The sequence below is a fragment of the Nonomuraea sp. NPDC049378 genome (assembly GCF_055586745.1).
On sequence record NZ_JBVJHP010000022.1, the window covers coordinates 36,627 to 59,781 of the forward strand.

Annotated in this window: 24 protein-coding genes; 17 read left to right on the forward strand and 7 right to left on the reverse strand. The window is 71.2% G+C overall.

Features of this window, described 5'->3' with window-relative positions:
• Positions 1 to 6: 6 nt before the first annotated feature.
• The 12 genes from ACZ6SA_RS38415 (at position 7) to ACZ6SA_RS38470 (ending at position 13,870) form a co-directional block, all read left to right on the forward strand.
• Complete coding sequence (locus tag ACZ6SA_RS38415) at positions 7 to 1,548, forward strand: PucR family transcriptional regulator (protein ID WP_465833782.1); 1,542 nt, start codon at positions 7 to 9, stop codon at positions 1,546 to 1,548.
• 109 nt (positions 1,549 to 1,657) lie between these two features.
• Positions 1,658 to 2,917, forward strand: coding sequence for an NAD(P)/FAD-dependent oxidoreductase (locus ACZ6SA_RS38420; protein WP_465833784.1), 1,260 nt, complete (start codon positions 1,658 to 1,660; stop codon positions 2,915 to 2,917).
• 94 nt (positions 2,918 to 3,011) lie between these two features.
• Positions 3,012 to 3,644: a phosphotransferase gene (locus ACZ6SA_RS38425; RefSeq protein ID WP_465833786.1), complete on the forward strand. Its 633-nt coding sequence runs from the start codon at positions 3,012 to 3,014 to the stop codon at positions 3,642 to 3,644.
• Positions 3,645 to 3,820: 176 nt separating this feature from the next.
• A complete protein-coding gene (locus tag ACZ6SA_RS38430; protein WP_465833788.1) occupies positions 3,821 to 4,258 on the forward strand; it encodes an anthrone oxygenase family protein in 438 nt (145 codons plus the stop codon).
• 390 nt (positions 4,259 to 4,648) lie between these two features.
• A complete protein-coding gene (locus ACZ6SA_RS38435) occupies positions 4,649 to 7,723 on the forward strand; it encodes a CHAT domain-containing protein (RefSeq protein ID WP_465833790.1) in 3,075 nt (1,024 codons plus the stop codon).
• Positions 7,710 to 8,474: a class I SAM-dependent methyltransferase gene (locus ACZ6SA_RS38440; protein ID WP_465833792.1), complete on the forward strand. Its 765-nt coding sequence runs from the start codon at positions 7,710 to 7,712 to the stop codon at positions 8,472 to 8,474. The genes ACZ6SA_RS38435 and ACZ6SA_RS38440 overlap by 14 nt, the downstream gene beginning before the upstream one ends.
• An 8-nt stretch (positions 8,475 to 8,482) precedes the next feature.
• A complete protein-coding gene (locus ACZ6SA_RS38445; RefSeq protein WP_443156087.1) occupies positions 8,483 to 9,556 on the forward strand; it encodes a hypothetical protein in 1,074 nt (357 codons plus the stop codon).
• Entirely contained in the window at positions 9,556 to 10,122 is a 567-nt protein-coding gene (locus ACZ6SA_RS38450) for a P-loop nucleotide/nucleoside kinase family protein (RefSeq protein ID WP_465833794.1), read from the forward strand. The genes ACZ6SA_RS38445 and ACZ6SA_RS38450 overlap by 1 nt, the downstream gene beginning before the upstream one ends.
• Positions 10,123 to 10,281: 159 nt before the next feature.
• Positions 10,282 to 10,548 carry a cupin domain-containing protein gene (locus tag ACZ6SA_RS38455; RefSeq protein ID WP_443156089.1) on the forward strand — a complete coding sequence of 89 codons (267 nt, stop codon included), beginning with the start codon at positions 10,282 to 10,284 and terminating at the stop codon, positions 10,546 to 10,548.
• A 16-nt stretch (positions 10,549 to 10,564) separates the two neighbouring features.
• Complete coding sequence (locus ACZ6SA_RS38460) at positions 10,565 to 11,590, forward strand: radical SAM protein (protein ID WP_347649098.1); 1,026 nt, start codon at positions 10,565 to 10,567, stop codon at positions 11,588 to 11,590.
• Positions 11,587 to 13,158, forward strand: a complete 1,572-nt coding sequence (locus ACZ6SA_RS38465) for a B12-binding domain-containing radical SAM protein (RefSeq protein ID WP_465833797.1) — start codon at positions 11,587 to 11,589, stop codon at positions 13,156 to 13,158. The genes ACZ6SA_RS38460 and ACZ6SA_RS38465 overlap by 4 nt, the downstream gene beginning before the upstream one ends.
• A 67-nt stretch (positions 13,159 to 13,225) precedes the next feature.
• Positions 13,226 to 13,870, forward strand: a complete 645-nt coding sequence (locus ACZ6SA_RS38470) for a hypothetical protein (protein WP_465833799.1) — start codon at positions 13,226 to 13,228, stop codon at positions 13,868 to 13,870.
• A 241-nt stretch (positions 13,871 to 14,111) separates the two neighbouring features.
• Here the strand turns inward: ACZ6SA_RS38470 and ACZ6SA_RS38475 are convergent, their stop codons facing one another.
• The gene (locus ACZ6SA_RS38475; RefSeq protein ID WP_347649095.1) at positions 14,112 to 14,348 is read right to left on the reverse strand and encodes a hypothetical protein; all 237 of its coding nucleotides are present in this window, start codon (positions 14,346 to 14,348) and stop codon (positions 14,112 to 14,114) included.
• A gap of 110 nt (positions 14,349 to 14,458) precedes the next feature.
• Positions 14,459 to 15,310, reverse strand: a complete 852-nt coding sequence (locus ACZ6SA_RS38480; protein ID WP_347649094.1) for an aminoglycoside phosphotransferase family protein — start codon at positions 15,308 to 15,310, stop codon at positions 14,459 to 14,461.
• Positions 15,311 to 15,600: 290 nt separating this feature from the next.
• Between ACZ6SA_RS38480 and ACZ6SA_RS38485 the strand changes: the two genes are divergently transcribed.
• Both ACZ6SA_RS38485 and ACZ6SA_RS38490 read left to right on the forward strand, forming a co-directional pair.
• Entirely contained in the window at positions 15,601 to 15,948 is a 348-nt protein-coding gene (locus ACZ6SA_RS38485; protein ID WP_465833802.1) for a YciI family protein, read from the forward strand.
• Positions 15,941 to 17,320 carry an RNA polymerase sigma factor gene (locus tag ACZ6SA_RS38490; RefSeq protein WP_465833804.1) on the forward strand — a complete coding sequence of 460 codons (1,380 nt, stop codon included), beginning with the start codon at positions 15,941 to 15,943 and terminating at the stop codon, positions 17,318 to 17,320. The genes ACZ6SA_RS38485 and ACZ6SA_RS38490 overlap by 8 nt, the downstream gene beginning before the upstream one ends.
• Positions 17,321 to 17,354: 34 nt before the next feature.
• Here ACZ6SA_RS38490 and ACZ6SA_RS38495 read toward each other — a convergent pair whose 3' ends face one another.
• The 4 genes from ACZ6SA_RS38495 to ACZ6SA_RS38510 form a co-directional block, all read right to left on the reverse strand.
• Positions 17,355 to 17,486, reverse strand: a complete 132-nt coding sequence (locus ACZ6SA_RS38495) for a hypothetical protein (RefSeq protein ID WP_465833806.1) — start codon at positions 17,484 to 17,486, stop codon at positions 17,355 to 17,357.
• A 159-nt stretch (positions 17,487 to 17,645) separates the two neighbouring features.
• On the reverse strand, positions 17,646 to 18,539 hold the full coding sequence (locus tag ACZ6SA_RS38500; protein WP_465833808.1) for a DNA-3-methyladenine glycosylase family protein: 894 nt from the start codon (positions 18,537 to 18,539) through the stop codon (positions 17,646 to 17,648).
• Positions 18,536 to 19,759 (reverse strand): sensor histidine kinase, encoded by a 1,224-nt coding sequence (locus ACZ6SA_RS38505; RefSeq protein ID WP_465833810.1) that lies wholly within the window; start codon positions 19,757 to 19,759, stop codon positions 18,536 to 18,538. The genes ACZ6SA_RS38500 and ACZ6SA_RS38505 overlap by 4 nt, the downstream gene beginning before the upstream one ends.
• Positions 19,756 to 20,418 (reverse strand): response regulator transcription factor, encoded by a 663-nt coding sequence (locus ACZ6SA_RS38510; protein ID WP_347649089.1) that lies wholly within the window; start codon positions 20,416 to 20,418, stop codon positions 19,756 to 19,758. Before ACZ6SA_RS38510 ends, ACZ6SA_RS38505 begins: the two co-directional genes overlap by 4 nt.
• Positions 20,419 to 20,554: 136 nt before the next feature.
• Between ACZ6SA_RS38510 and ACZ6SA_RS38515 the strand changes: the two genes are divergently transcribed.
• From ACZ6SA_RS38515 to ACZ6SA_RS38525, 3 genes are all read left to right on the forward strand, one after another.
• Entirely contained in the window at positions 20,555 to 21,055 is a 501-nt protein-coding gene (locus ACZ6SA_RS38515; protein ID WP_347649088.1) for a DUF5666 domain-containing protein, read from the forward strand.
• 113 nt (positions 21,056 to 21,168) lie between these two features.
• Positions 21,169 to 21,939, forward strand: coding sequence for an aminoglycoside phosphotransferase family protein (locus ACZ6SA_RS38520; RefSeq protein WP_465833812.1), 771 nt, complete (start codon positions 21,169 to 21,171; stop codon positions 21,937 to 21,939).
• A 94-nt stretch (positions 21,940 to 22,033) separates the two neighbouring features.
• Positions 22,034 to 22,339 (forward strand): antitoxin, encoded by a 306-nt coding sequence (locus ACZ6SA_RS38525; protein WP_347649086.1) that lies wholly within the window; start codon positions 22,034 to 22,036, stop codon positions 22,337 to 22,339.
• Between the two features lie 6 nt (positions 22,340 to 22,345).
• Here ACZ6SA_RS38525 and ACZ6SA_RS38530 read toward each other — a convergent pair whose 3' ends face one another.
• Complete coding sequence (locus tag ACZ6SA_RS38530; RefSeq protein ID WP_347649085.1) at positions 22,346 to 23,149, reverse strand: MBL fold metallo-hydrolase; 804 nt, start codon at positions 23,147 to 23,149, stop codon at positions 22,346 to 22,348.
• Positions 23,150 to 23,155 lie beyond the last annotated feature (6 nt).

Sequence of the window (23,155 nt, forward strand, 5' to 3'; positions counted from 1 at the left end):
AAGCCCGTGATCCGACTCGATCGCCTGGTCAACGTGCTGGGCGGATACGGGGTGCGGTTGTGCGGGCGGCCCGGGACGCGCTCGGTCCAGCTGCGCAGCGTGGCGATGCCGGACCCCACCGACGAGCGCCTCCAGGGTGACGTGCTGCTGGCGGTCGGCGCCCCGTCGGCGGCCGAGGCGGTCCGGTGGGCGGTGTCGGCGCGGGCCACGGTGGTGATGGTGCGCGCCGGCGCCGAGGCCGCCCGCGAGGCGTCCTCGGCCGGCGAGAGCGAGGGCGTGGCGGTGATGCTGGTCGACCCCGCCGTGTCGTGGAGCCAGCTCGCCGGCGTGGTGTACGGGCTCGTCCTGGAAGGGCGGGAGACGGAGGCGGGTCGCGGGCCGACGGACCTGTTCGCGCTGGCCGACAGCCTGGCCGACGTGGTCGGCGGCGCGGTCACCATCGAGGACCGGCTGTCGCGGGTGCTGGCGTACTCACGCTCCCAGCAGGCGGGCGACCCGGCCCGGCTGGAGACGATCCTGGTCCGGCAGGTTCCCGACCGGCTGCGGGAGCTGTTCAGGTCCCGCGGGGTGTTCGACCGGCTGGCCGCGTCCGACGAGCCGGTGTTCGTCGAGCAGGACCCGGAGCACGGGCTGACCGGGCGGATGGCGGTGGCCGTGCGGGCGGGCCGCGAGGTGCTCGGCTCGGTCTGGGTGACCTGCGGCAGCCCGCTGACCGGAGCGCGGCTCGGCGCCCTGACCGACGGGGCGCGCACGGTGGCGCTGCACCTGCTGCGCCAGCGGGCGAGCGCCGACCTGGAGCGGCAGGTGGAGTCCGACCTGGCCATCCGGCTGCTGGAGGGCAGCGCCGACGCCGCGACAGTGCTCAGCCAGCTGGGGCTGGCCGGCGAGACGCTGCGCGTCATCGCCGTCCGCGCGCACGCCGGGAACGAGCGCCACGCCGCGCTGCTGCTGGCCTTCGAACGGGCCACCACCGGCTTCGGCTGGTCGCGGCCCGGGCGCAGCACGCTGCTGGGCAACACGCTCTACACGATCCTGCCGGGCGAGGAGGCCGACGCGGCGCGCGCCTGGGTGTCCGCGCTGGGGTCCGCCCTGCCCGCGCAGGTGAAACTCCTCGCCGGGATCGGGGCGCCGGCCAGGGCTGCGGAGCTGCCGGCCAGCAGGCAGGAGGCCGACGAGTGCCTGGCTTTGCACGAGACGGGCCCCCTTCAGGCCGCGCCGCCGGCGTACGACGAGTCCTGGGACGACATCCTGCTGCGGCGGCTGCGGGCCGCCGCGCGCACCGGCCGCACCCCCGCCCGCGGGCCGGTCGGCGCGCTGCGCCGGCACGACGCCCGCCACGGCACCCACTACATGGCCACGCTGCGGGCGTGGCTGGAGGCCCAGGGCGACCCCGCCGTCGCCGCTGAACGGCTCGGCGTGCACCCCAACACCGTCCGCAACCGGCTTCGCAGGATCGTTCAGATCACGCCGCTCGACCTGGACGACGCCCGCCAGCGCCTGGCCATGATCATCACGCTGGCGGCGCTGGAGGACGACCGCCCGTTGTGACGCCCGGACAATCCGGCCGCCGCAATTGTCGGATCCGCACAACGCTGGACGCTCTCGCGCGCGCGATCCTGGGAGAAAGAGCGTCATCTGTCCAGTACGGAGGCATGCCATGACCGGCAACGAGCGCATCACCAACCCGCCGCGATCGGCGATCGTGGTGGGCGCCGGCATCGTCGGCCTGTCGACCGCGTGGTTCCTCCAGGAACGCGGCGTCGAGGTCCACGTGGTCGATCGCGGCGGCGTGGCGGCCGGGGCGTCCTGGGGCAACGCGGGATGGGTCGCGCCCGGCCTGGCCATCCCGCTGAACGAGCCCTCCGTCCTGCGTTACGGCCTCAAGTCGCTGGTGAACCCGTCGGCGCCGCTGCACGTGCCCGCCACCGTCGATCCGACGTTGTGGGCGTTCCTGCTCCGGTTCGCCGCCAACTCCCGGTGGTCGTCGTGGACGCGGGCCGTGCGCGCCAACCTGCCGCTGAACGAGGAGTGCATCGAGGCGTACGAGGTGCTCACCGCCAACGGCGTGGACTCCCCCGTCGTCGACGCGCCCATCACCGCGGCCTTCCGCACCCCGCAACAGGCCGAAACCCTGCTGCGCGAGCTGCGCCGGATGGCCGACGCGGGACAGCCCGTCGACCACGCCGTCCTGGAGGGCGCGCGCCTCGCCGAGCACGTGCCGCTCGCCTCCGCGGCCCTGCGGGCGGGCGTGCGGATCGACGGGCAGCGGTACGTCGACCCCGGCGGCTTCGTCCACGCCCTGGGCAGGGCGGTCATGGCCCGCGGCGCCACCGTGTACGCCTTCGAGGTCGCCGACGTGCGCGACGAGAACGGCAAGATCACCGTCAGCTCGCGCCAGGGCACGTCCGTGTCGGCCGACGCGGTGGTGGTGGCGACCGGCGCGTGGCTGCCACGCCTGGCCTCGCAGTGGGGCGTCCGCGTCCCCGTGCAGGCCGGCCGGGGCTACTCCTTCACCGTGCCGGTCGACCGCCCGGTGCCCGGCCCGATCTACCTGCCCGACGTGCGGGTGGCGTGCACGCCGTACCAGGGGGCGCTGCGCGTGGCGGGAACCATGGAGTTCCGCGACCCCGACGCCCCGGGCGTCCCCGCCCGGACGGAGGCGATCATCGCCTCCGCCCGCCCGCTGCTGGACGGCGTGCGCTGGGACGAACGCACCGACGTCTGGGTGGGCCCGCGGCCGGTCACCCCCGACGGGCGCCCGCTCGTCGGCGCGACCGCCCGGCCGGGGATCTACGTCGCCGGCGGGCACGGCATGTGGGGCCTGACCCACGGCCCGATCACGGGCCGGCTGCTGGCCGAGCAGATCACGACCGGCAAGCAGCCCGCCCTCCTGCACGAGTTCGACCCGCTGCGCTGACCGGTCTGCTCCGTTGACTGGTTCGGCTCCCTGACCGGTCCGGCCCGGTGCGCTGCCCGGCTGGACAGGGCTCGCGGGCGGCGCTCGCCAGGCGGTGGTTCCGGGCCTGCCGCCTCTCGTCCACGCGCTGCTGCGCCACCTGGAGGAGGCCGGATTCGCGGGTGCGCCGCGTTTCCTCGGCATCGACGCGGCCGGTCGCGAGGTGCTGACCTTCGTCCCCGGCGAGGTCGCCGGGTGGCCGCGCCCGGAGTGGATCGCCGACGAGGAGCGGCTGGCCTCCGTCGGGCGTCTCGTGCGCGCCTATGACGACGCCGCGGCGGGCTTCGTCCTGCCAGAAGGGGTGGAGCCCGTCCCGGGGTTCACCGAACAGCCCGACATGCCTCCCCTGCCGCCCCACCCGCCCGAGGTGGTCGGCCACATGGACTACACTCCGGACAACGTGGTCTTCCGCGGCGGCCGTGCGGTGGCACTGATCGACTTCGACCTCGCCAAGCCGGTTGCCAGGGTCGACGAGATGTGCAACACGATGGTGTACTGGGCGCCGCTGATGGACCCTGTCGACGCCGACCCGCCGCTGCGGGACGTGGACGCGCCGCGCCGCTGCCGGATCCTCGCCGACGCCTATGGCATGTCGGAGGCCGATCGCGCGCGGCTCGTCGAGGTGGCCGTGCTGCGGTCGCGCCGGTCGTGGTTCACGCCCCGTGACCACAGCGGACGCCCCGCCTGACCGGACGGGGGAGTTGCCGGCGGATTCGAGACCTCGGGGCTGGAGGCGGCCGCGCACGCCCGGCGGCCGGATGGACCCGGTCGTCCGGTCCGGGCGGTGGCGCCGTGGACGCTCGCGTATGCGATCGAGCGTCCGATGCATGGACCGTCTCATGCCGCGGGCGTCACGATGAACACATGTTGGCTCTGTCCCTTGTCGCACTCGCGCTGCACGGCGCCCTCGCGGGCCTGTTCTACACCTTCTCCATGTCCGTCATGCCGGGCCTGAAGGCCGTCGACCCCGCCCAGGCGGAGGCGGCCATGCGCAGCATCAACCGTAAGATTCTCAACCCCTGGCTCTACCTCGTGTTCCTCGGGTCGCCGCTGGCGGCGCTGGTGGCCGGGCTGCTCGCGGACGCCCCCGCGGCCCGCTGGTTCCTCGCCGCCGCAGCGGTGAACTTCGCCGGATCGTTCCTCGTCACGGTGGCGATCAACGTACCGATGAACAACGCCCTGGAAGCGGGGACCATGCCGTGGAAGGACTACGCGAGCAGGTGGACCGCGTGGAACACGGTCCGCGCGGCGGCCGGCGTGGCGAGCCTCGTCCTGATGGGTGCCGGCCTGATCGCCCTCTGAGGGGACCGAGCGGGTGGGAACGCCCGGGTGAGCGCCGCCCTCACCGGGGCCCATCCGGGCTGACCTGGCGGGGAGAAATGCCTTACGGGGCCAGGAGAGAATGGCAACGTTCAGAGGGCGCTGGGGGAATCGATCGCGTATTGCATCGGGAATTCAATAACATTATTATCAACAGATGCTTTCAGGGAGATGCGGCACCGGGTGCTCGGTGTTGTCCTCCTCGCCCGGTCTGCCGCCCCATGAGTTCCTGGCTTCGCGCCCTGCCGGATGACCCTCCCGGGGCATCGCACGTGAAGTAGCGCTGCGCGAAGCAGCGGACGTGGTTACGCTTGAACGATTCGTGCCGATGCCATTCTGGCGGGATTGAACGGGTCATTCTCGGGAGGTGAGATGGCCCAGCGGTTCAGTGAGTTCGAACTCCGGCTCGACGCGGTCCACGGTGTGCACTCTCGATCCGCCGACGGGCACGAGGCGAGCGGTCAGTGGGTGGATGCCGACCTGCTCGCGATCGGGCCTCTGGCCGCGAACGTGTTCGCTCCCGGCGGCTCGCCCAAACGTTTGGGTGACGCGATGGAGCGTCTGGCGTTCCCCGGGCGGGTGGCGGAGCATTTCGCCACCGCGTGGCAGCTCGCCAGGCGGAACCCTTCGGTGTTGCGGGTTCGGCTGCGGCTGGACGCGACGTTGGCGCCGCTCCCTTGGGAATTCCTGCGTTTCCGCGACCGCTGGCTCGCCACGCACGCTGACTTCGTCCTCGCCCGGCACGTCGCGCGGGCCGTGGGCGGAAGGCCCGCGGACCGGCTGCCCGACCGGCCCAAGATCCTGGTCGCGTCCGGATCCCAGCAGGAGGGGCCGATCCAGGCCGGCGCGATCCATGAGCTGCTCAGCACCAGGCACTACGAAGTGCTGGAACCGCTGGAGGACTGCGAGCTGCGCGACCTTGACCAGGCGCTGGTCAGGGACCGGCCGCACATCCTGCATCTCATCGCTCACGGGCGCGTCCGCGACGGACAGGGCGAGATCGCCCTGTCGCACCGGGGCGACAGCACCCACTGGCACACCGCGGACCAGCTGGCCACGGTCTTCGACCGCTGGCAGCCCGAGCTGGTGCTGCTGCACACGTGTGACAGCGCGGCCCGCCCCGGCGGCGAAGCATCCGATGGCGACCAGCACGTGAGCATCACGGACGCCATGGCGGCCAAAGGGCCACTCCGCGTCGTCGGGATGAGCGCCCCGATCTCCAACGAGGTCGCCGTGGCCTTCTCCAACGAGTTCTACCGTGAGCTGACGAGGACGGGCGCCACCATCGAGTACGCCGTCCAGCTGGCCAGGAGAGGGCTGGGGCGCGAGTTCGGCTTCACCCGCCCGTGGTTCGGCGTGGCGAACCTCCTGCTGTCGGGGGCGGCCGAGCACCCGCCGGCGCCCGAGACCGGGCCGGAGGATCAGGTCGCCTCCCAGGCTCCGCGCGTCCGGCACAACCTGCGGCAGCGCGACTACGCCACCTTCGTGGGCCGTGACCGGGAGCTGCGCCAGCTGGGCAACCTGCTTCCGCCGGACTCCAGTTGCCCGGTCATCGGGGTGTTCGGACCGGCGGGTTCGGGCAAGAGCACGCTCGCGCTGGAAATCGTGCACCGCGTGATCGAGGCGCCCAAACCCGCGTTCGACACCGTGATCTGGGTGAGCGCGCAGACGCAGGTGCTCACCAGAGCGGGTGTTCAGCCGCACTCGCACGTCAACGCGCTGGAAGACGTGCTCCAGAGCACGGCCTTGACGATGGGACGTTCGGAGCTGCTGCGGCTCCCGGTGCCCGAACAGGTCGAAAGGCTCCGGCTGGCCATGGTCGACCAGCCCGTGCTCATCGTCATCGACAACTTCGAGACGGTGGACGACCACCGGGTGCTCGAGTTCGTCAGCGAGTTGCCCGCCCCGACTCGGGTGCTGCTGACGTCACGCGAGTTCGTCGAGTGCTCCGATCACATCCGGCTCGGACCGATGGGGGAGTCCGAGGCGATCAGGTTGCTGGAGCTGGAGCTGAGCAGGAGAGGGATCCAGCAGAGCCGCGATCAGAACGAGCGGCTGGCGGCGGCGAGCAACGCGCTCCCGCTCATCATCAAGTGGGTGGTGGGCCACCTGGCCGCCGGGCATGCTCCTGACTCCGTGCTGGCCAAGCTGGCCAGCGGCGCCGACGACCTGGCCGCGTACTGTTTCGGCACCTCGGTGGAGTCGCTGCGGATGCGTAACCACGACGCGTATCAGAGCCTCATCAGCGCGTCGGTGTTCGCCGGGTCGATGTCGAGGGAGGCCTTCGGCGAGGTTGCCGCGCTCGACTCGCCGCACGTGCGCGACGAGTGCATCGCGACGCTGCTCGGGATGAATCTGCTGGAGCAGACGGGTGATCGGCTGCGCATGCTGCCCGTGATCAAGCGGCTCATCCTGAAACTCGTCGGCGACGCGGACGAGCTGGTTGAGCCGCGAACGCGGCAGGTGGCTTACTACCTCGGGTTTCTCAAGAAATACAACCCCAAACAGGATTCCACACCAGAGACGGAGCCGTTCTGGCAAGAGGTTCACAACATCCGGGCCTTGATCCGAGCCCTGCAGACCGAGAGGGCCGACGAGGACGCGGAAGGGGCTGACCAGGATTACGTCAAGCTGTGCGTCGAGTACAGCTCATTCGTGTGGGTGCACGGGCTCTGGGCCGAACTGTTCGAGATCGCCCAGAGCATCGGAGCGTCGGGAAGGAAGACCGGCGACTGGGAGGCGGTCGCGAAGGTGGCGCTGGACGCGGCCCTGGCCTACATGGACCGGTTCGACGCCGACGCCATGCGCGAGCAGCTGACGCTCGTGCTCGAGATGTTCGAGCACCTGGACCGGATCCCTCCTCAGCTGTACGAGACCTTCTTGTTCTGCCGGGCGGCCGCGGCCGCGATCCGGCGCGATGCCGCCGCGCAGCAGTACTTCGAGGAAGACCTCGAATTCATCGAGAGCATCGGAGAGCGCTGGCGCAAGGCGGGCACGCTGTGGTGGATGGGCGCCTTCAATGCCCGGCAGGGGCGCTGGGAGGACGCGCAACGTTACTTCGACCAGGCAATGGAAATAGCGGAGTCGGCGGGAGATCGGCGCACCATGGCGTTGGTCTATGGCTGGCGGCCCGCTGCCCTGTACTTCCTGGGCAGCAAGAACGACGCTTTCGGGTCGATAGCGGAACTGGAGGGCTTCGTGCAGCGGTACGGGCAGCTCACGTCCAAAGGGCAACTCGCCGACAGCGCGGCCATCATCCACCTCGCGGAAGGGCTCGCCCACCTGCGGAGCGGGCTGGCGTACGCGGAGTCGGCACACGGGGTCTTCCGTGACCTGGGAAGGAAAGAGCTCGCGGCGCACTACGAGGCGGTGGTGCCCGCTCTGCACGAAATCGTCACACGATTGGCAGAACTGCAGCGGAAGGAACCAACGAATGGCTCGACGTGAGATTCTTGAATGGGGTTCGATCGCCGAGCGCTATGCCGCCTGGCTGAACGACGAAGAGAACATTTCGGGTCGGGCCTTCACCGACATCGTCACTGACGCGGTCCTCGACATGGCCGGTGATCCGGCCGGCAAGCGGGTTCTCGACCTGGGCTGCGGCGAGGGATATCTCTCCCGTCACCTCGCGCGGGCGGGCGCCGCCGTGGAGGCCATCGACGGCGCGGGAGAGATGCTGCGGATCGCGCGAGCCCTCTCCGGAGACCTGCCCGTCAGCTTCCGTCAAGGCGACATCTGCGGGAAGCTGCCCTACGATTCCGGCGCATTCGAGCTGATCGTCTGCAACATGGTGCTGATGGACGTCGACGACATAGACCACGCCATATCGGAGGCGGCACGGGTTCTCGAACCGGGCGGCCGGCTCGTCTTCTCCGTCGTCCACCCCACGTTCTTCGACGCCACAGGGGAGTGGCGCAGCGAGGACGGGCAGCCGGTCTACCGGCCACGGCGTCGCTACGTCGAGGAGTTCAGCTACGTCAAAACCCTGGTCGGGCTCGATCCGCCCGCCCGGCTCACCCATTATCACCGGCCCATCCAGACCTACGTGCAGGCCGTCCTGGCGGCCTCCCTCGCGTTGACCGGCTTCGCCGAGACCAGCATGTCGCGGGACCGGCGCCGGCCCGAGCTGACGCGTTTCCACTTCACGGCCAACAACCTGATCATCGGGGCCACCAAACCGGGCGGAGGCGAGGGATGATGCGCCCCTTGCCGCAGCGCATCGGTGATCTGCTGGGCAGGGCCAGGACCGGACGCGTCGACACCCGTTCCTACTCCGCCGTCCAGGACGATCACAACCTGGACGGTGGTGGGGAGGCGGCGTGGTTCGGGCCCGGAGAGGGCTATTTCGAGGTGCGCGTGAACCAGGTGCAACTCGCGGCGGCCCGCGAATGGTTCACCAGATACGACCCGATGGTGCTGATCGCTGTGGACTGCGTCTACGGGAGTAGACACATCAGCATCCCGTACGTCGTCGGGCCGGCCCTGTTCGAGTCGGCGGGCATGCAGGTGGGGCCCAACGCGATCATCCGCGACATCCGCACGGTGGGTCCTCTGCCCTACCTGGGAAGCCCGATCCGGATCCGCATCGTGCTCTACAAGGTGGTGCGGGAGAACCTCATCTCATCCATGATCAACATCGCGGAGACCCTGTCGGGGGTGTTGCAGCCGTTCGCGCCGCGCGTGGTCGGCGAGTCCCTGAGCGTGGTGAGCAACTCGGTGTTGTCGGCTCTGGAGGCCGTGGTCGGTCTGCAGGACGCGGTGGTGCCCGTGCTGGCCTTCGCCAAGGATTTCGGCGGTGGGAACGAGCCGCTTAAATCCCTTCATATCGCATTGATGGATCGGCCGTCAGGTGAGCTGAGTCCCGATGAGCTGTGGATCGCGAACGGTGAACTGCGCATCGGCTCATCACCCGGCAGCCTCTCCAGGATCGTCGACCACGACTTCGTGCACTTCAGCGTCAACGGCAGCCGCTCCCGTGACGACGTCTCGCTGCTCCCGTTCTACGCGATCTGGGAACAGGCGCTCCGGCACGCCCTCGAACCGGGCCGTCCGCAGTGGTCGATCGCGAAGTCTCACATGGTGGCGCTCTATTCGGCGATGGCGACCAGCCCCGACCTGACCCGCGGGCAAGCCGGCGAACTGCTCGACGGGTTCGGGGCCGAGTTGCAGCGACATCGCAAGCGTGCCCTCGATCTCGCCAAGCTCGGCGCCGGACCGGACGGCGGCGCTATGGAGGGGGTCGAGCAGATGCTCGAGTTGCTCGATCTTTCGGAACGCTGATGCCGGGCGACCTTCTGGTCCTCATGTCCGGTCAGCAGGCGACCGGCAAGACCACGACGGCGCGAGCCCTTGCCAGGCGGCTCGACCTGCCGCTGCACGCCAGCCACGACCTGCGGGCCGCGCTGGGGTTCGCCTCCGGCGACCTCTACCGGCCGGAGATGCGGGACGAGGTCTACAAGAGGCTCTTACACGGGGTGACGGAGTCTGGTGCGGTGCTGGACGCCTCTTTTCTGCGATCGGCATATCGGGCGGCCGCATATCGTCTCGCAGAACGTTCGCGGCTCGTCGCCGTTGTCGTGGAGTGCCAGGCGAAAGTCTCTGACATCGCGTTTCGGACACGTCGCCGGCTTGGCGTGCCGGGCCCGGAAAACCAGGGTGATCGTATGCTGTACTATCGCCTTCGATCCGCCGAGACCGATCCACTGAGACAGGATGGTGCAATCGAGCACCTCCGCTTCGACACGTCGGCGAACACCGTCACCGTAATCCGGTCGACGAGTCCGGCGACCAGGTGCGTTGAACGGGTTCTGCGATCGTTGACTCTTCTTGGCGGCCCCGCCGGGTGATACGGTTCGACCGCCGGGCATCGACGGCTACGCGCTCTTCGAATAATGGAGGGTATTCCAGTGGAATCGCCGAAATACTCAAGAAGCGACGCGTTCGTGGTGCGTCCCGATCAAAAGGGCGTCATCTACGAATATCCAAACCAGTCCCATGCGCTTCGCATGTCCTATATGGAGGTCAACGGCCGCCGTCCCGGCGAGCCGGGCAAGGCTTTCCTGGAAGAGGACTGCACGTTCGCCATCTACATCATCGACGGCGCCGGCACGATCTGGATCGAGGGTGAGGAGTTCAAGCTCGGCGCCCAGGACGTCGCCACCGTGCTGGCCGGCAAACGCTGGTACATCGAGGGCAACCTGAAATACGTGACGGCGACCACGCCGGCCTTCTATCCCGAGCAGTCCACGATGGTCGACGTGAACCCCGGCTGACGCCCGGGAGGTGGTCATGACTCCACCGGATGCGGACCTCTTGCTGGAGTCCTTCAGCCGCGGCGAACCTCTGCTGCCACCACGCACCGCCTACGTCAACGTCGTCAAACGGTGCAACGCCGGTTGCGGATATTGCGCCGACTGGACCGCGCCCCGTGATCCGAGGCTCGACCCGCCGCTGGAGCAGCTGGCCTACCTGTTCGGCGAGTTACGCCGCCTGGGCGTCGGCGATCTGGTGGTCAGCGGCGGAGAGCCGTTCCTACGCCGTGACCTCCCCGCCGTGCTGGAAACGGCGCTCGAGTGCGGATTCGAGATCCGGGTGATCTCCAATGGCTCCCTGATCACCCGGGAACACGTGAGAGCCCTCGTCGGCCTGGGGATCACGAAGGTCGGCATCTCCATCGACAGCCTGGTTCCTGACCGGCTCATGGCCATCCGAGGGTTGAAGGCCGCTCGCGTGCGTCGGACCATCGAGATTCTGGCCGGTGACGAGCGGACAAGGCCACGGGTGGCGCTCTACGTCACCGTCACCAGGGCCAACCTCGACGACCTGATCCCCCTCGCCGACTACGCCCGCCGGTTGGGCATCACCGTGCAGTATCAGCCCGTGCACTTCGCCGGTACCGGCCTCGACGACCATATCCTGACCCATCTGTGGCCGGCCGAGCCCGATCTGGCCCGGCTGGACGGAATCATCGCCGAACTCGTCCGTGGCGCACAGGACGGCACGTTCCCCATCAACAGCCGGCCGGACTTCCTCCAGCAGATTCCCCGCTTCTTCCGCGACCGGACCTTCCATCCGGAACGATGCACGGTGGCCTACACCGATGTCGTGATCGACCAGGACCTCAACCTGCGTCCCTGCTGGTCCATGCCGGCCGTGGCCTCGCTCGCGCAGCCGGGGTTCGATCTGGTGCGGATCTGGCGAGCTCCCGAGATGCGGGCGGTTCGCGAGGAGATCAAACAGGATCGTTGTCCTGGCTGCCTGTTCAGCTGCCATATGAACAAACCGCACATCTCGCTGAACAAGGCACGCTCGTGACCGCCTCGTCCCGGAGGCTCCTGCTCGTTCAGCTGTACAGCCCGCTACAGCCTGCCGATGCCGAGCCCCTCTCCGTGGCCACGCTGGCCTCCGCGGTCCAGGACCTGACGGAGGTCGAGGTCCGTACGGTCAACCCGGTGACCGACCCACGGGCGGTGAGCGACTTCGTGGCCTACGTCCGCCGCGAACGGCACGAACTGGTCGGCCTGTCCGTACCCCAGGGCACGTACGACACGGCACTGGAGATCATCGAACTGCTGCGCGCGCTACGGTCGGCGCGGGGTCACCCCGAGGTCCTGCTGGGGCATGCCCTGCCGACCCACCTGCCGGAACGTTTCCTCGGCGTCGACCCGGACGTACTGATCATCCGTGGCTGGGGCGAGAACGCGCTCCGTGCCTACCTGTCCGGGCAACCGCGGCATCGGCTCGCCGACGTCGTGTTCATGGAGCGCGGGGAACTCGTGCGCACCCCCGCCCGGTCGGACGGCCAGCCGGTGTACCCGCCTCCGTTGCGGGTGGACGGCGACTATTTCCGCCGGGTCGAGGCCAGCCGCGGCTGCCAGTTCGGCCGGTGCACCTTCTGCACGCGGCCGCCGGGACGGGCCGACCAGTGGAGCGCCACCGCGCGGGAACGGATCGCCGCCGACCTGTCGGCGCTGGCTGTGATGGGGGTGCGCCGCTTCACCTTCACCGACGAGGACTTCCAGCCCGGTGCCGGGCTCGCCGCACTCGTACGGGACCACGGACCGTTCACCTACACGGTCTCGATGCGGGTGGACACCCTGATGGGACGCCAGGGGGATCGACAGGGGATGAGGACCTCGGAGGCGGAACTGGCCGACTTGTACGATTCGGGTCTTCGCCAGGTGTACCTCGGTGTGGAGACGTTGTCCGGGTCACAGATCCGGCGTTTCGGCAAGCGGGCCACCGCCGACCATTCGATCAGCGCGGTGCGGCGCCTGGTCCGTCGCGGTTTCGACGTGGAGATCGGGCTGATCCTCTTCGACCCTCTCGTCACGCTGGAGGAACTGGCGGAAAGCGTTGACCTGATGCTCTCCAGCGGGTTGTGGCGGCACGCGGGCGCGCCGTTCGGAAAACTGCGGATCCAGGTCGACTCGCCGATGGCGCGCAGTCGCCGTCTCGCACCGATGCTGACCACGATGGATCCCAACATGATGGCCTATTCCTGGGACTACGCCGATCCGCGCGTGGCTCGGGCGCGGCAGATGGGGCTGGAGTGGTGGAGCGGGCTGGACCAGGCGTACCAGCTGATCCGCAATGTGGTCAGGACGGGTCGTGACCGGCCGGATCTCCTGCGCGTGGCCACCTCCGCGCTGCTGATGTTGCGCGCGTCGAGCTTCCAGGTGCTCCGGCTCGCTATCGAGAGCATCCGGCGGGGCGGCACCGGGCTGGAGACCGGCACGGTCACCTCGTTGATCGAGCGGCGGGCACGAGCGCTGTCGGCAGTGAACGCCGCGTTCTGCGAGGGCCCGGACAGGGTGGCGACGGGCCGGCTGGTCGAGGAAATTCATAAAATCGCCATGAAGGAGAGAATTGATGGCCTCTGATCCCTCCTTCGAAGGGTTCGAGAAAATTGCCGGTGTCGATGGTGAGACAACCGGCCGTGACCCTTTCTTGGCGAAAAATCCCGACACCTTGTGGGAGTACGCCATCGTCGTTCCCCACGAAAGGGCGAGGCTGGAGCGGGTCTGGGAGTTCTGGCCGGAGGCGGTCGCCGACCCGGAGTTCCTGGCTATGAGCAACTTCGCGCGCCGGCACCATCCCCGCCTGCGGGAGTGGGGCGTCGCCACCCTGGGGACCGACGGATCATGGCGGCGGACCTCCCGGCGGGAGGCGGCGACCGAGATCGCCGCGCTGCTGCAGGGCAGACATATCGTGGGCATCGTTCCCGGGTTCGACGACATGTTCCTCAGGGCGCTTCTATCTGAATACGATCTGCGACCCTCCTATCACTACCACGTGATTTGTGCACAGGTTCATGTTCGCGGGTTCATCCACGGCTGGCATGCCGCGCTGGCGGCCGCCGCTGAACGGCTCGGGGGACCGGCGGGGCTGGTGGCGGAGCTCGCCGGGCCGCCGCTGGAGGTGACGCACGCTCCCTGGGATGCCGACCGGCTGCTGGCCGCGGTGGGCGCCGAACCGCCGCAGGGCATCGAGCGGCACTCCGCGCTGGCCGACGCGCGGTGGGCGTTGGAGGCGTACCTGCTCGCTCAGGCGCCCGGCCCATGGACGCGGTCAGCGGGCGGCCCCACCCTGTGACGGCAGCTCCCGGGAGGACGGCACGGCGGTGCGTTGACGGAGCCGGGCCCGGAGGGCATGGCGTGGGGGGGGGGGGGGGGGGGGGGGGGGGGGGGGGGGGAGGGGGCGGGGGGGGGGGGGGGGTGGGGGGGGGAGGGGGGGAGGGTGCGGGGTGTGGGCGGGAGGAATGGCCGCAGGGTGTCGGATGCCTCCCGCCCTCCCCCCCCCCCCCCCCCCCCCCCCCCCCCCCCCTCGCCGGTGATCAGAGGGTGAGGCAGCCCACGAGCGGGACTTCGGGTGGTACGGCCACCGCGCCGACGGGGTCGGCGATGCCGCCGGTGGCGCAGTTGGCCATCACGATGGGGTCGATCTTGGTGATCGACTCCAAGCTGTTGAGCTGCGTGGGGTCGACGACGGCATGGGCTGGAGCCGACAGGGTCAGGCCTGCGGCGACGGCGAACATCGCGACGGCGGCGATCTTACGAGGGGATGGACGCACGGGGAACCTCCTTGTGAAGGATCACTGTCAGCTACAGACAGTAATGAAGACGGAACTCTCTGTATACAGTCGTGAGATGAGAAAACCCTCATGAGCCGGCCATCCCGCGCTCAGCCGAGCAGTTCCAGCACCCGTCCCGCCTGCCGCTCCCACGTCCCGGCCGGGTTACGCGCGGCGAACGGCCCCGCGGGCCCGAGCATGGAGAACCAGGAGAACGCGATCAGCCGCCGGAAACCCAGCACGCGGGCGCGCTCCGCCCGCGCGAGCCCGATGCGGTCCAGCAGCAGCGCCGCGTCGAGGTCGCCGTCGAGCCGCGAAACGTGCTCCAGGAGGTCGCCCAGCTCGAACGCGCGGTCGTTGCGGCCGGAGTCCTCCCAGTCCAGGAGCCGGATCCGGCGCTCGTGTGCGTCCCACAGGTAGTTGGCGTGGTTGCCGTCCGCCTGCCCGAGGACCGGAGGGAAGGGATCGGCGAGCAGTTCGTCAGGGTCGGGGCCCGCCAGCCATGCCGTCCCTTGCGCGTACGCCTTCCGCACGAGGGGGTCGTCCCCGGGATCGGGCTGCTGCCCGGCGGCATAGGTCCGCGCCTTCGCCACGGCCTTGGCCGGGGTCCACGCGGCCGGCCGCATGGACGACACGACCGCGGCGGGCACCGCCTCGCGCAACCGGCCGAGGGCGTCGGCCAGCGCTTCGGCCTGCTCGTCCGTCGTACGCTCGCCGCGCAGCGGGACGCCCGGCAGCCGGGTCATCGTCACGCTGGGGGGCACCGCGTCCAGGGCGGCCACAACCGGCGCCGGGGCGAGGCCGGGCGCGTGCGCGGCCAGCACGGTCAGCGCCTCCCACTCCCGCTGGGGCTCCTGCCGTTCCCACGACCGGTAGCGCTTGACCACGACGCCGTCGCGGAGCTCGAGGTCGTGGGTGGCGAACCGGTCGCCCGTCATCACCGTGCCTTCCTCCGCGTCCACCGGATCATACGAGACATGCGGTCTCCGTCGATTCCCAGCCCGCCGGATCCGGGGTGCGCTCGCCGCGAGGGCGCACGTCAGCGCCTTGCGGGCCCCGCCGTGCTGTGCCGCTTGGCCGTGCCCGGGAACGATTGTCGCGCAGAGCGATGACTCCCGGGCACGTGTCGTGTCTGCATACTCACCCGGATGTGCGCCGGACGCGGCGGCGGAAATTTCCGCCGTTCCGTTGTCCGGATCGGGGCAGCCCGTTCGTCACCTTTGCTGAGAACACGACACGAAGGAGCGTAGAGATGAAGTACATGATGTTCGTCTGCAGCGACACAGCGCCGGACACCGATAAGTCGGACATGCCGGACATTGAGGCGTGGGTGGCGGAGAACGACGCCCGCGGCCGGCGCCTCGACGGCGACGCGCTGGCCCCCACGTCCGCGGCCACGACCGTACGCGTGCGCAACGGCGAGCTGCTGGTCTCCGACGGGCCGTTCACCGAGACCAAAGAGGTGATCGTGGGATACGACCTCCTCGAATGCGCCGACCTGGACGAGGCGATCGAGGTCGCGCGGACCCACCCCATGGCGCGGGCGGGACGGCTCGAGCTGCGCCCGTTCACCGGCCCGGACGGCCCGCCGCGTGACTGACGCGCACCCGGCCCTCGACGGCACGGCGGTGACCGGCGGCGACGCGGCGCGGGCGGACGCCGGCCCGGTGCGGACGGATGGCGACGCTGCGGGAGCCGTCGCCGTCGCGGGCAGGGACAGCTTCGCGCGGATCGTCGCCGCCCTGATCCGCGTCACCGGGGACTGGACGCTGGCCGAGGACTGCGCTCAGGAGGCGCTGGCGCTCGCCCTCGAACGCTGGCCCGCGGACGGCGTGCCCGCCAACCCGGGCGGATGGCTCATGACGGTGGCGCGCAACCGCGCGGTCGACGCCCTGCGACGGGCGTCGACCGAGCGCCGCAAGCTCGAGGAAGTGGCGGTGCTCGCGCTCGCCGACCCCGGCCCCGGCACAGGGAAGGAGCAGGTCGTGGACGACCGGTTGCGCCTGGTTTTCACGTGCTGCCACCCCGCGCTCCCCCTGGAGGGGCGCGTGGCGTTGACGTTGCGCACGGTCTGCGGGGTGCCGACCGCCGACATCGCGCGGGCCTTCCTGGTCAGCGAGTCCACCATGACCCGTCGCCTGACCAGGGCCAAGACGAAGATCGCCGACGCCGGCATCCCTTACCGGGTGCCGGCCGGTCCCGCGCTCGCCGAACGGCTGCCCGGCGTCCTCGCCGTGCTCTATCTGCTGTTCACTCGCGGTTACGACGCGGGTGGCGAGCCCGCCTTCGCGGACGAGGCGATCCGGCTGGCCCGGCTGCTCGAACGGCTCATGCCGGATGAGCCGGAGATCGCCGGGCTGCTGGCCCTGTTCCTGTTCCAGCACTCCAGGCGCGATGCCCGCCGTGACGGCGACGGCGACCTGCTCACCCTCGACCGCCAGGACCGCTCCCGCTGGGACCACGCCGCGATCGCGGAGGGCGTGGCCGCCCTGGCAAGAACGCGTCAGGACAGCGCGGGGGCGCGGCGGGGCGGCTCCGGGACGCGGGAGCGCAGCGCGGGGGCGCGGCGGGGCGGTTCCGCGGTGCGCGAGGACGGCCCGTACGTGCTGCAGGCCAGGATCGCGGCCTGCCACGCCACGGCGGCGTGCGCCGACGCGACCGAGTGGACGGCGATCGCGGCCTGCTACGACGCGCTCGTCCGGATCCAGCCCTCCCCGGTGATCGAGCTGAACCGGGCCGTGGCGCACGGGTACGCGTACGGTCCGGCGGCGGGCCTGGAACTGCTGGCCGCGGCCCGCGCGGGCGGCGCGCTCGACGGCTATCCGCCCGCGCTCGCCGCCGAGGCCGACCTCATCGCCCGCGACGGCGGCAGGGAGCGGGCCGCGGCGCTGTTCCGGCGGGCCGCCGCGCTCTCCGGCGGCGAGGCCGAACGCCGTGCCCTGCTGGACCGGGCCGACCGGCTCCTCGCGTAGCCGGTCACCGGGACGGCCAGGGCGGGGCGTGCGGTCACGACTTCACGGCGCCCGCCATCCCCTCGACGAAGCAGCGCTGCAGCAGCACGAAGAGGATCACGACGGGAAGCAGCGAGATGACGGCCGCGGCGGCCATGCCGCTCCAGCCGACGGAGTTCTCGCCCACGAAGGCCGGCGTGCCGACGCTGAGGGTGCGCGGGGTCCGGCCGGCTGAAGGTGAAGACGAGCGGCAGGAAGAAGGCGTTCCACGTGGCGAGGAACGTCAGCGGGGTGACCGTGGCGGTGACGGGCATCGCGAGGGGAAGCATCACGCGGGGGAAATCGGTTACTGCGCGGGCCGGTCGTCCGCCACCCCGTACGTGGCCGCCCGGAACAGGAAGGAGGCCCACGAGCGGTACGGCCGCCACGCCTCGGCCAGCCTCCGGTACGCGGCGGGCGGCGCGTCCTCCGGCAGGCCGTACGCCTCCCGCAGGATCGCGAACAGGCGCGGCTCGTCACCGGGGAACGCGTCGGGCGCGCCGGCGCCGCGGATCAGGATGAGACCCGCCGAGAACGGCCCGACCCCGGGCAGGTCACGGAGCTCGGCCAGGGCGTCCGCGGGGGAGAGCGAGCGCAGGTGCTCGGTGGTGAGCACGCCGTCGAGCGCCGCGCGGGCCAGGCCGCGCAGCCACTCCTCCTTCTGGCCCGGCAGGCCGAGACCGCCGGCGTCCAGCAGGGACACGGGCGGCGGAAAGGCCGCGTACGCCCGCCCGTCCACGGTGACCCGGGCGCCGTGACGCTCGGCGATGCGCTGCTTGAGCCGGGAGGCGATGACCATCGACGACCGCTGCACGATCACCGCCCAGCAGGCCGCCTCCCACGGGGTCCAGAAGCACACCGGCCGCAGGCCCGGGCTGCGCCGCTGCAGGTCGCCGAGCACCGGGTCGGCCTCGCCGAGCTTGGCGAAGCCGGAGCCGTCGACGTCGAGGGAGAGGATGCGCGCCACCTCGTCCCGGATGTCCGGCCCGGCGGGGCGGGTGGTGGTGACGGTGACCCCGCCGGGCGCGGCCCTCGCGGTCACCCCGATCGGCAGCCAGTCCGCCTCCGCGTTGTAGGCGAAGCGCAGCGAGCGGCCGTCGGACGGCAGCGCGCTGGTCGCCGGCCACTCCTCGACGAAGCGCAGCGAGGCGCCGAAGTCGAACGGGCCCTCGGCGGTGAGCGTGAAGTCGTACGTGGTCATGCGCGAATGGTAGGGGCGGCACGCGCGTCCTTCGCAGCCGGCACGGGGGCGTGGGCGGCCCGCGGCAGGGTGACCGACACCTCGAGGCCGCCTCCCTCCCGGGCCCTGGCGGCGTAGCGGCCCAGGTGGGCGTGGGTGATCGCGGCGACGATGGACAGTCCGAGCCCGTGCCCCTGCCCTGCCCCGCGGGCCCGGTCGGGGGCGTGCCTGCGGAACGGCTCGAAGAGCGCGGCCACCGCCTCGGGGGCGACGCGCGCGCCGCCGTTGGCGACGTGCAGCGTCACCGAGCCGGGACCGGCCTCCGTGCGCACGTCGATCCAGCCGCCTTCGACGTTGTGGCGGACCGCGTTCTCGACGAGGTTGCCGGCCAGCCGTTCCAGCAGCACGGGATCGCCTGACAGGGGAGCGGGGGCGAGCGCGTGCGCGAGCCGCAGGCCCTTGAGCTCGATGTCGCCGGCCGCCGCCGCCAGGGCGTCCCGTACGGCCGCCGCGAGATCGGCGGGCTGGTAGCGCTCGATCCCGCGCTCGCTGCGGGCGAGGGTGAGCAGGCTGGCGATGAGGTGCTCGTGGCGCCGGGTCGCGGCGCGGATCCGCCGGGCCATGGTCAGCAGCGACTCCAGCGAAGGGCGCGCGAGCGCGACGTCGACGGCGGCGCGCTGCACGGTGAGCGGGGTCCGCAGCTCGTGCGAGGCGTTGGCGACGAAGCGGCGCTGCGCCTCGAACGCCGCGGCCAGCCTGCCGAGCATGGCGTCGATCGTGTCGGCGAGTTCCTTCAGCTCGTCGCGCGGACCGCGCAGGTTGATGCGCTCGTCGAGGTTGTGCGTCGACAACCGCCGCGCGGCCGCGGTGATGTCGCGCAGCGGGCCCAGCACCCGTCCCGCCATCACCCACCCGAGCGCCGTCGCGACGACCGACACGAGCGCGAGAGCGAGCACGGACTGCGTGAGCAGCTCGCTGAGCGCCTCGGCCCGCTGCTGGGCGAGCGCCTCGACGATCCGTTCCCGGATGGATCCGGGATCGTTCGGGTGAGGGGTCAGGACGGGCGGATCCGGCCGGGGGACGCCCCGGCCGCGCGCCTGCAACTGCTGCGCGAACAGCCCGTACGTGATCGTGAGAAGCAGCACGCCGACCGCCACGAACAGCCCGCCGTACAGCACGGTCAGGCGCAGCCGGATGGTGGCGGCGGGACGCAGCCGGGCGATCGACCCCGCCGCCGTCATGGCCGGCCGATCCGGTAGCCGGCGCCGGGCACGGTGTCGATGACGCCCGGCTCGCCGAGCTTGCGGCGCAGGCGCATCATCGTGACCCTGACGGTGTTGGTGAACGGGTCGGCGTGGGCGTCCCAGACCCGTTCCAGCAGTTCCTCGCTGGTGACGACGGCTCCGCGCGCGCCCAGCAGCACTTCCAGCACGCCGAACTCCTTGAGCGTCAGGTCCAGGGGCCGCCGGGCGCGGGTGGCCACGCGGCGCGCGGTGTCCACGGTGAGGTCGCCGTGCGCCAGCACGGGCGGGAGCGCCGGGTTGGACCGCCGCGCCAGCGCGCGGATCCGCGCCACCAGCTCGGCGAAGGCGAACGGCTTGGCCAGGTAGTCGTCGGCGCCCAGGTCGAGCCCCTCGACCCGGTCGCCGAGCGTGCCCGCCGCGGTGAGCATGAGCACCCGCGGGTGGGCGCCGCCCGCCACCAGCTCCGCGCACACCTGGTCGCCGTGCACGTCCGGCAGGTCGCGGTCCAGCACGACGACGTCGTACCGGTTGACCGCGAGCTGCTCCAGCGCGCTCGCCCCGCCGAACGCCGCGTCCACCGCCATGCCCTCGGCCCGGAGCCCTTCGAGCAGGATCTCCACCAGATCCGCCTGGTCCTCCACGACCAGCACCCGCATCGCCACCTCCGCCGCGCGTCGCCTCTGCCTGTCCACCCTGGCCGCGACCCGATAACACGGGTGTAACGCCCGCGGTGTTACGCCCGTGTTAGCGCCGCCGCCGGAGACTGCCTGGCGACCGACAAGGAGGAACCACATGAAACATCTGGTGGCCGTCGCGACGGCGGCCGTACTCGTGGGAGGGCTCGGCAGCGCGGCGTACGCCGCGACGCCGGGCGTCACCCCGTCCCCGGCCTTCTCCGCGCACCCGCCGAAACGGGGCGAGGTGCTGTACGGCGAGACCGTGACGCGCGACGACGACGGCCGGACGACGGTGCGCAACCACCAGCGGGGCCGGATCACCGAGGTCGCGGGCACGTCGATGACGGTCAGGAGCGCCGACGGCACCAGCTGGACCTGGGTGCTCGACGGCGACACCGAGGTGCGCGCGGACGGGAAGGACGACGCGTCCGTGGCCGACCTGAAGGCGGGCGACGACGTCATGGTCGCCGGCACGCGCGCGGGCGGCAGGCGGACCGCGTCCTTCGTGACGAGTCCGCCGCCGGACCTCGGCGAGCTGCGGGAACGCCTGAAGGACCTGCGGAGGGGAGGCCTGCCGCACCCGCGTGGCCTGGACCTGCCCGCGTTCCGGTCGTGACGGCGGCCCCGTGGCGCGGCGGTTCCGCTCTCGCCGCGCCGCGGGGCGACGTCCCGCGATCGGCATGGCATCGTGAGACTCCCGGATGGCCGAGGAGAGGAGCCCGCGTTCCCATGGCCGAGGAGATCGTGCTGCAGGACACGCCGCATCGCCGGGTGGTGCGGGTGGGCGACACCGTGCGCAGGCCGGTCCAGCCGTGGACGCCGGCGGTCCACGCGCTGCTCCGGCATCTGGAGGATGCCGGGTTCCCCTACGCGCCGCGGGTGCTCGGGATCGACGAGCAGGGACGCGAGGTCCTCACCTACCTGGAGGGCGAGTCCGGGCCGCGGAGCTGGGCGAAGGTGGTCGGCGACGCCGGGCTGGAGGCGTGCGCCGGGCTTTTGCGCGCCTACCACGACGCGGTCGCCGGCTTCGATCCGCCGCAGGAGCTCGTCTGGCACACGGGGCAGCGCGGGCTCGACGGCGGCGAGGTGGTCTGCCACGGCGACTTCGGGCCGTGGAACATCGTCTGGCAGGGGGACGTGCCGGTCGGGATCCTCGACTGGGACTACGCCCGGCCGGCGGAGCGCCTGTACGACGTCGCCTACGCCCTGGAATACCTCGCGCCCTTCCGCGACGACGCCGAGTGCCTGCGCTGGTTGCGTTACCCCGAGCCGCCCGACCGCCGCCACCGGATGGAGTCGTTCGCCGCCGCCTACGGCCTCGCCGGCGCCGCCGGCCTGGCCGACCGGGTGGTCGAGGTCCAGCGGGGCGTGGCCGCCCTCGTCCGCACGATGGCGGAAGCGGGGCACCAGCCGCAGGCCCGGTGGGTCGAGGAGGGGTATCTCGACGAGGTGGGCCGCAGGATCGCCTGGAGCGTGGCCAACCGGCCGCTGTTCGACTGACGCGGACGGCGGCAAACCCGATGACCTGGGAGAACATCATGCGTTTCGGTCCGGGTAGAGGGCGACCGTAGCCTGAAGAAACGGGGAATCGGTCATGAGCCGCATCGGAGAATGGCTGAAGAAGGCGGAGAACCTGGCCAGGGGGCACTCCAAGCAGGCCGACCAGGTGCTCGACCGCGCCGAGCAGTACGCCAAGGAGCGCACCGGGCACAAGTACGACGACCAGATCAGCAAGGGAGCCGACGCGGTGCAGCAGCGCTACGGCGGCGGAGGCGCCGCGGGCTCGGAGGAGGAGCAGCGGCGCGCCCAGCAGGGGCCGGAGCAGGGGCAGGCCCAGGAGCAGGCCCAGGAGCAGGCGCAGCCGGGCTCGCAGGAGCAGCGCAGGCCGCCGCAGGGCTGAGGGCGCTCAGCGTTCCTCGACGAAGCCGAGATAACGCTCGGCCGAGCGGCGCACGGCCGCCGCGCCGTCCGTGTGGACGACGCGGTTCCACCAGCCGCCGTAGACCCGGTCGAACGCGTACGGCTCCAGCAGCGACAGGGCGCGGCGCACGGTGTGCGGGCGTTCGGGGATGTAGTTGGGATAGCTGTACATGAAGCTCACCCAGCGACGGTCCTGGACGACCTGGACGATGTCGCCCGAGAACAGGGCGCCGTCGCCGTCCGACCAGTGCAGCACCTGCCCGCCCGCGAAGTGCACTCCCGCGTTGACCAGCGTCAGGCCGTCCGCGATCTGGTGGGTGTCGCCCTCCCAGAGGACCACGGCGTCGTCGGGGCGGGCCACCCACTGACGGTCGGCGGCGTGGATGTAGATCGGGACGTCGCCGAAGGCCCGGGACCATTCGATCATGGAACCGTAGAAGTGGGGGTGGCTGATCGCGATGGCCGCCAGCCCGCCCAGCTCCCTGACCTCGGCGATCAGCTGGTCGTCCAGGTAGGAGACCATGTCCCACATGACGTTGCCCGCCGGTGTGCGGACGAGGAGGGCGCGCTGGCCGATGGCCGTGGGCGGGGCGGTGCCGATGCCCACCACGCCGGGGCCCTCCTCCGCCACACGTCCGCGATGGCCCTCGTCCGCCAGCCCGGCCATGGTCGTCCACTGCTGGCCGTCCCATCCCACGTACTGGCGTTCGTCCTCGCAGATCGGGCAGTCGGCGCGCGGCTCGCCGTACTGGACGCCGCAGGTGCGGCAGATGGGCAGGTCGGACGGCATCTGTCC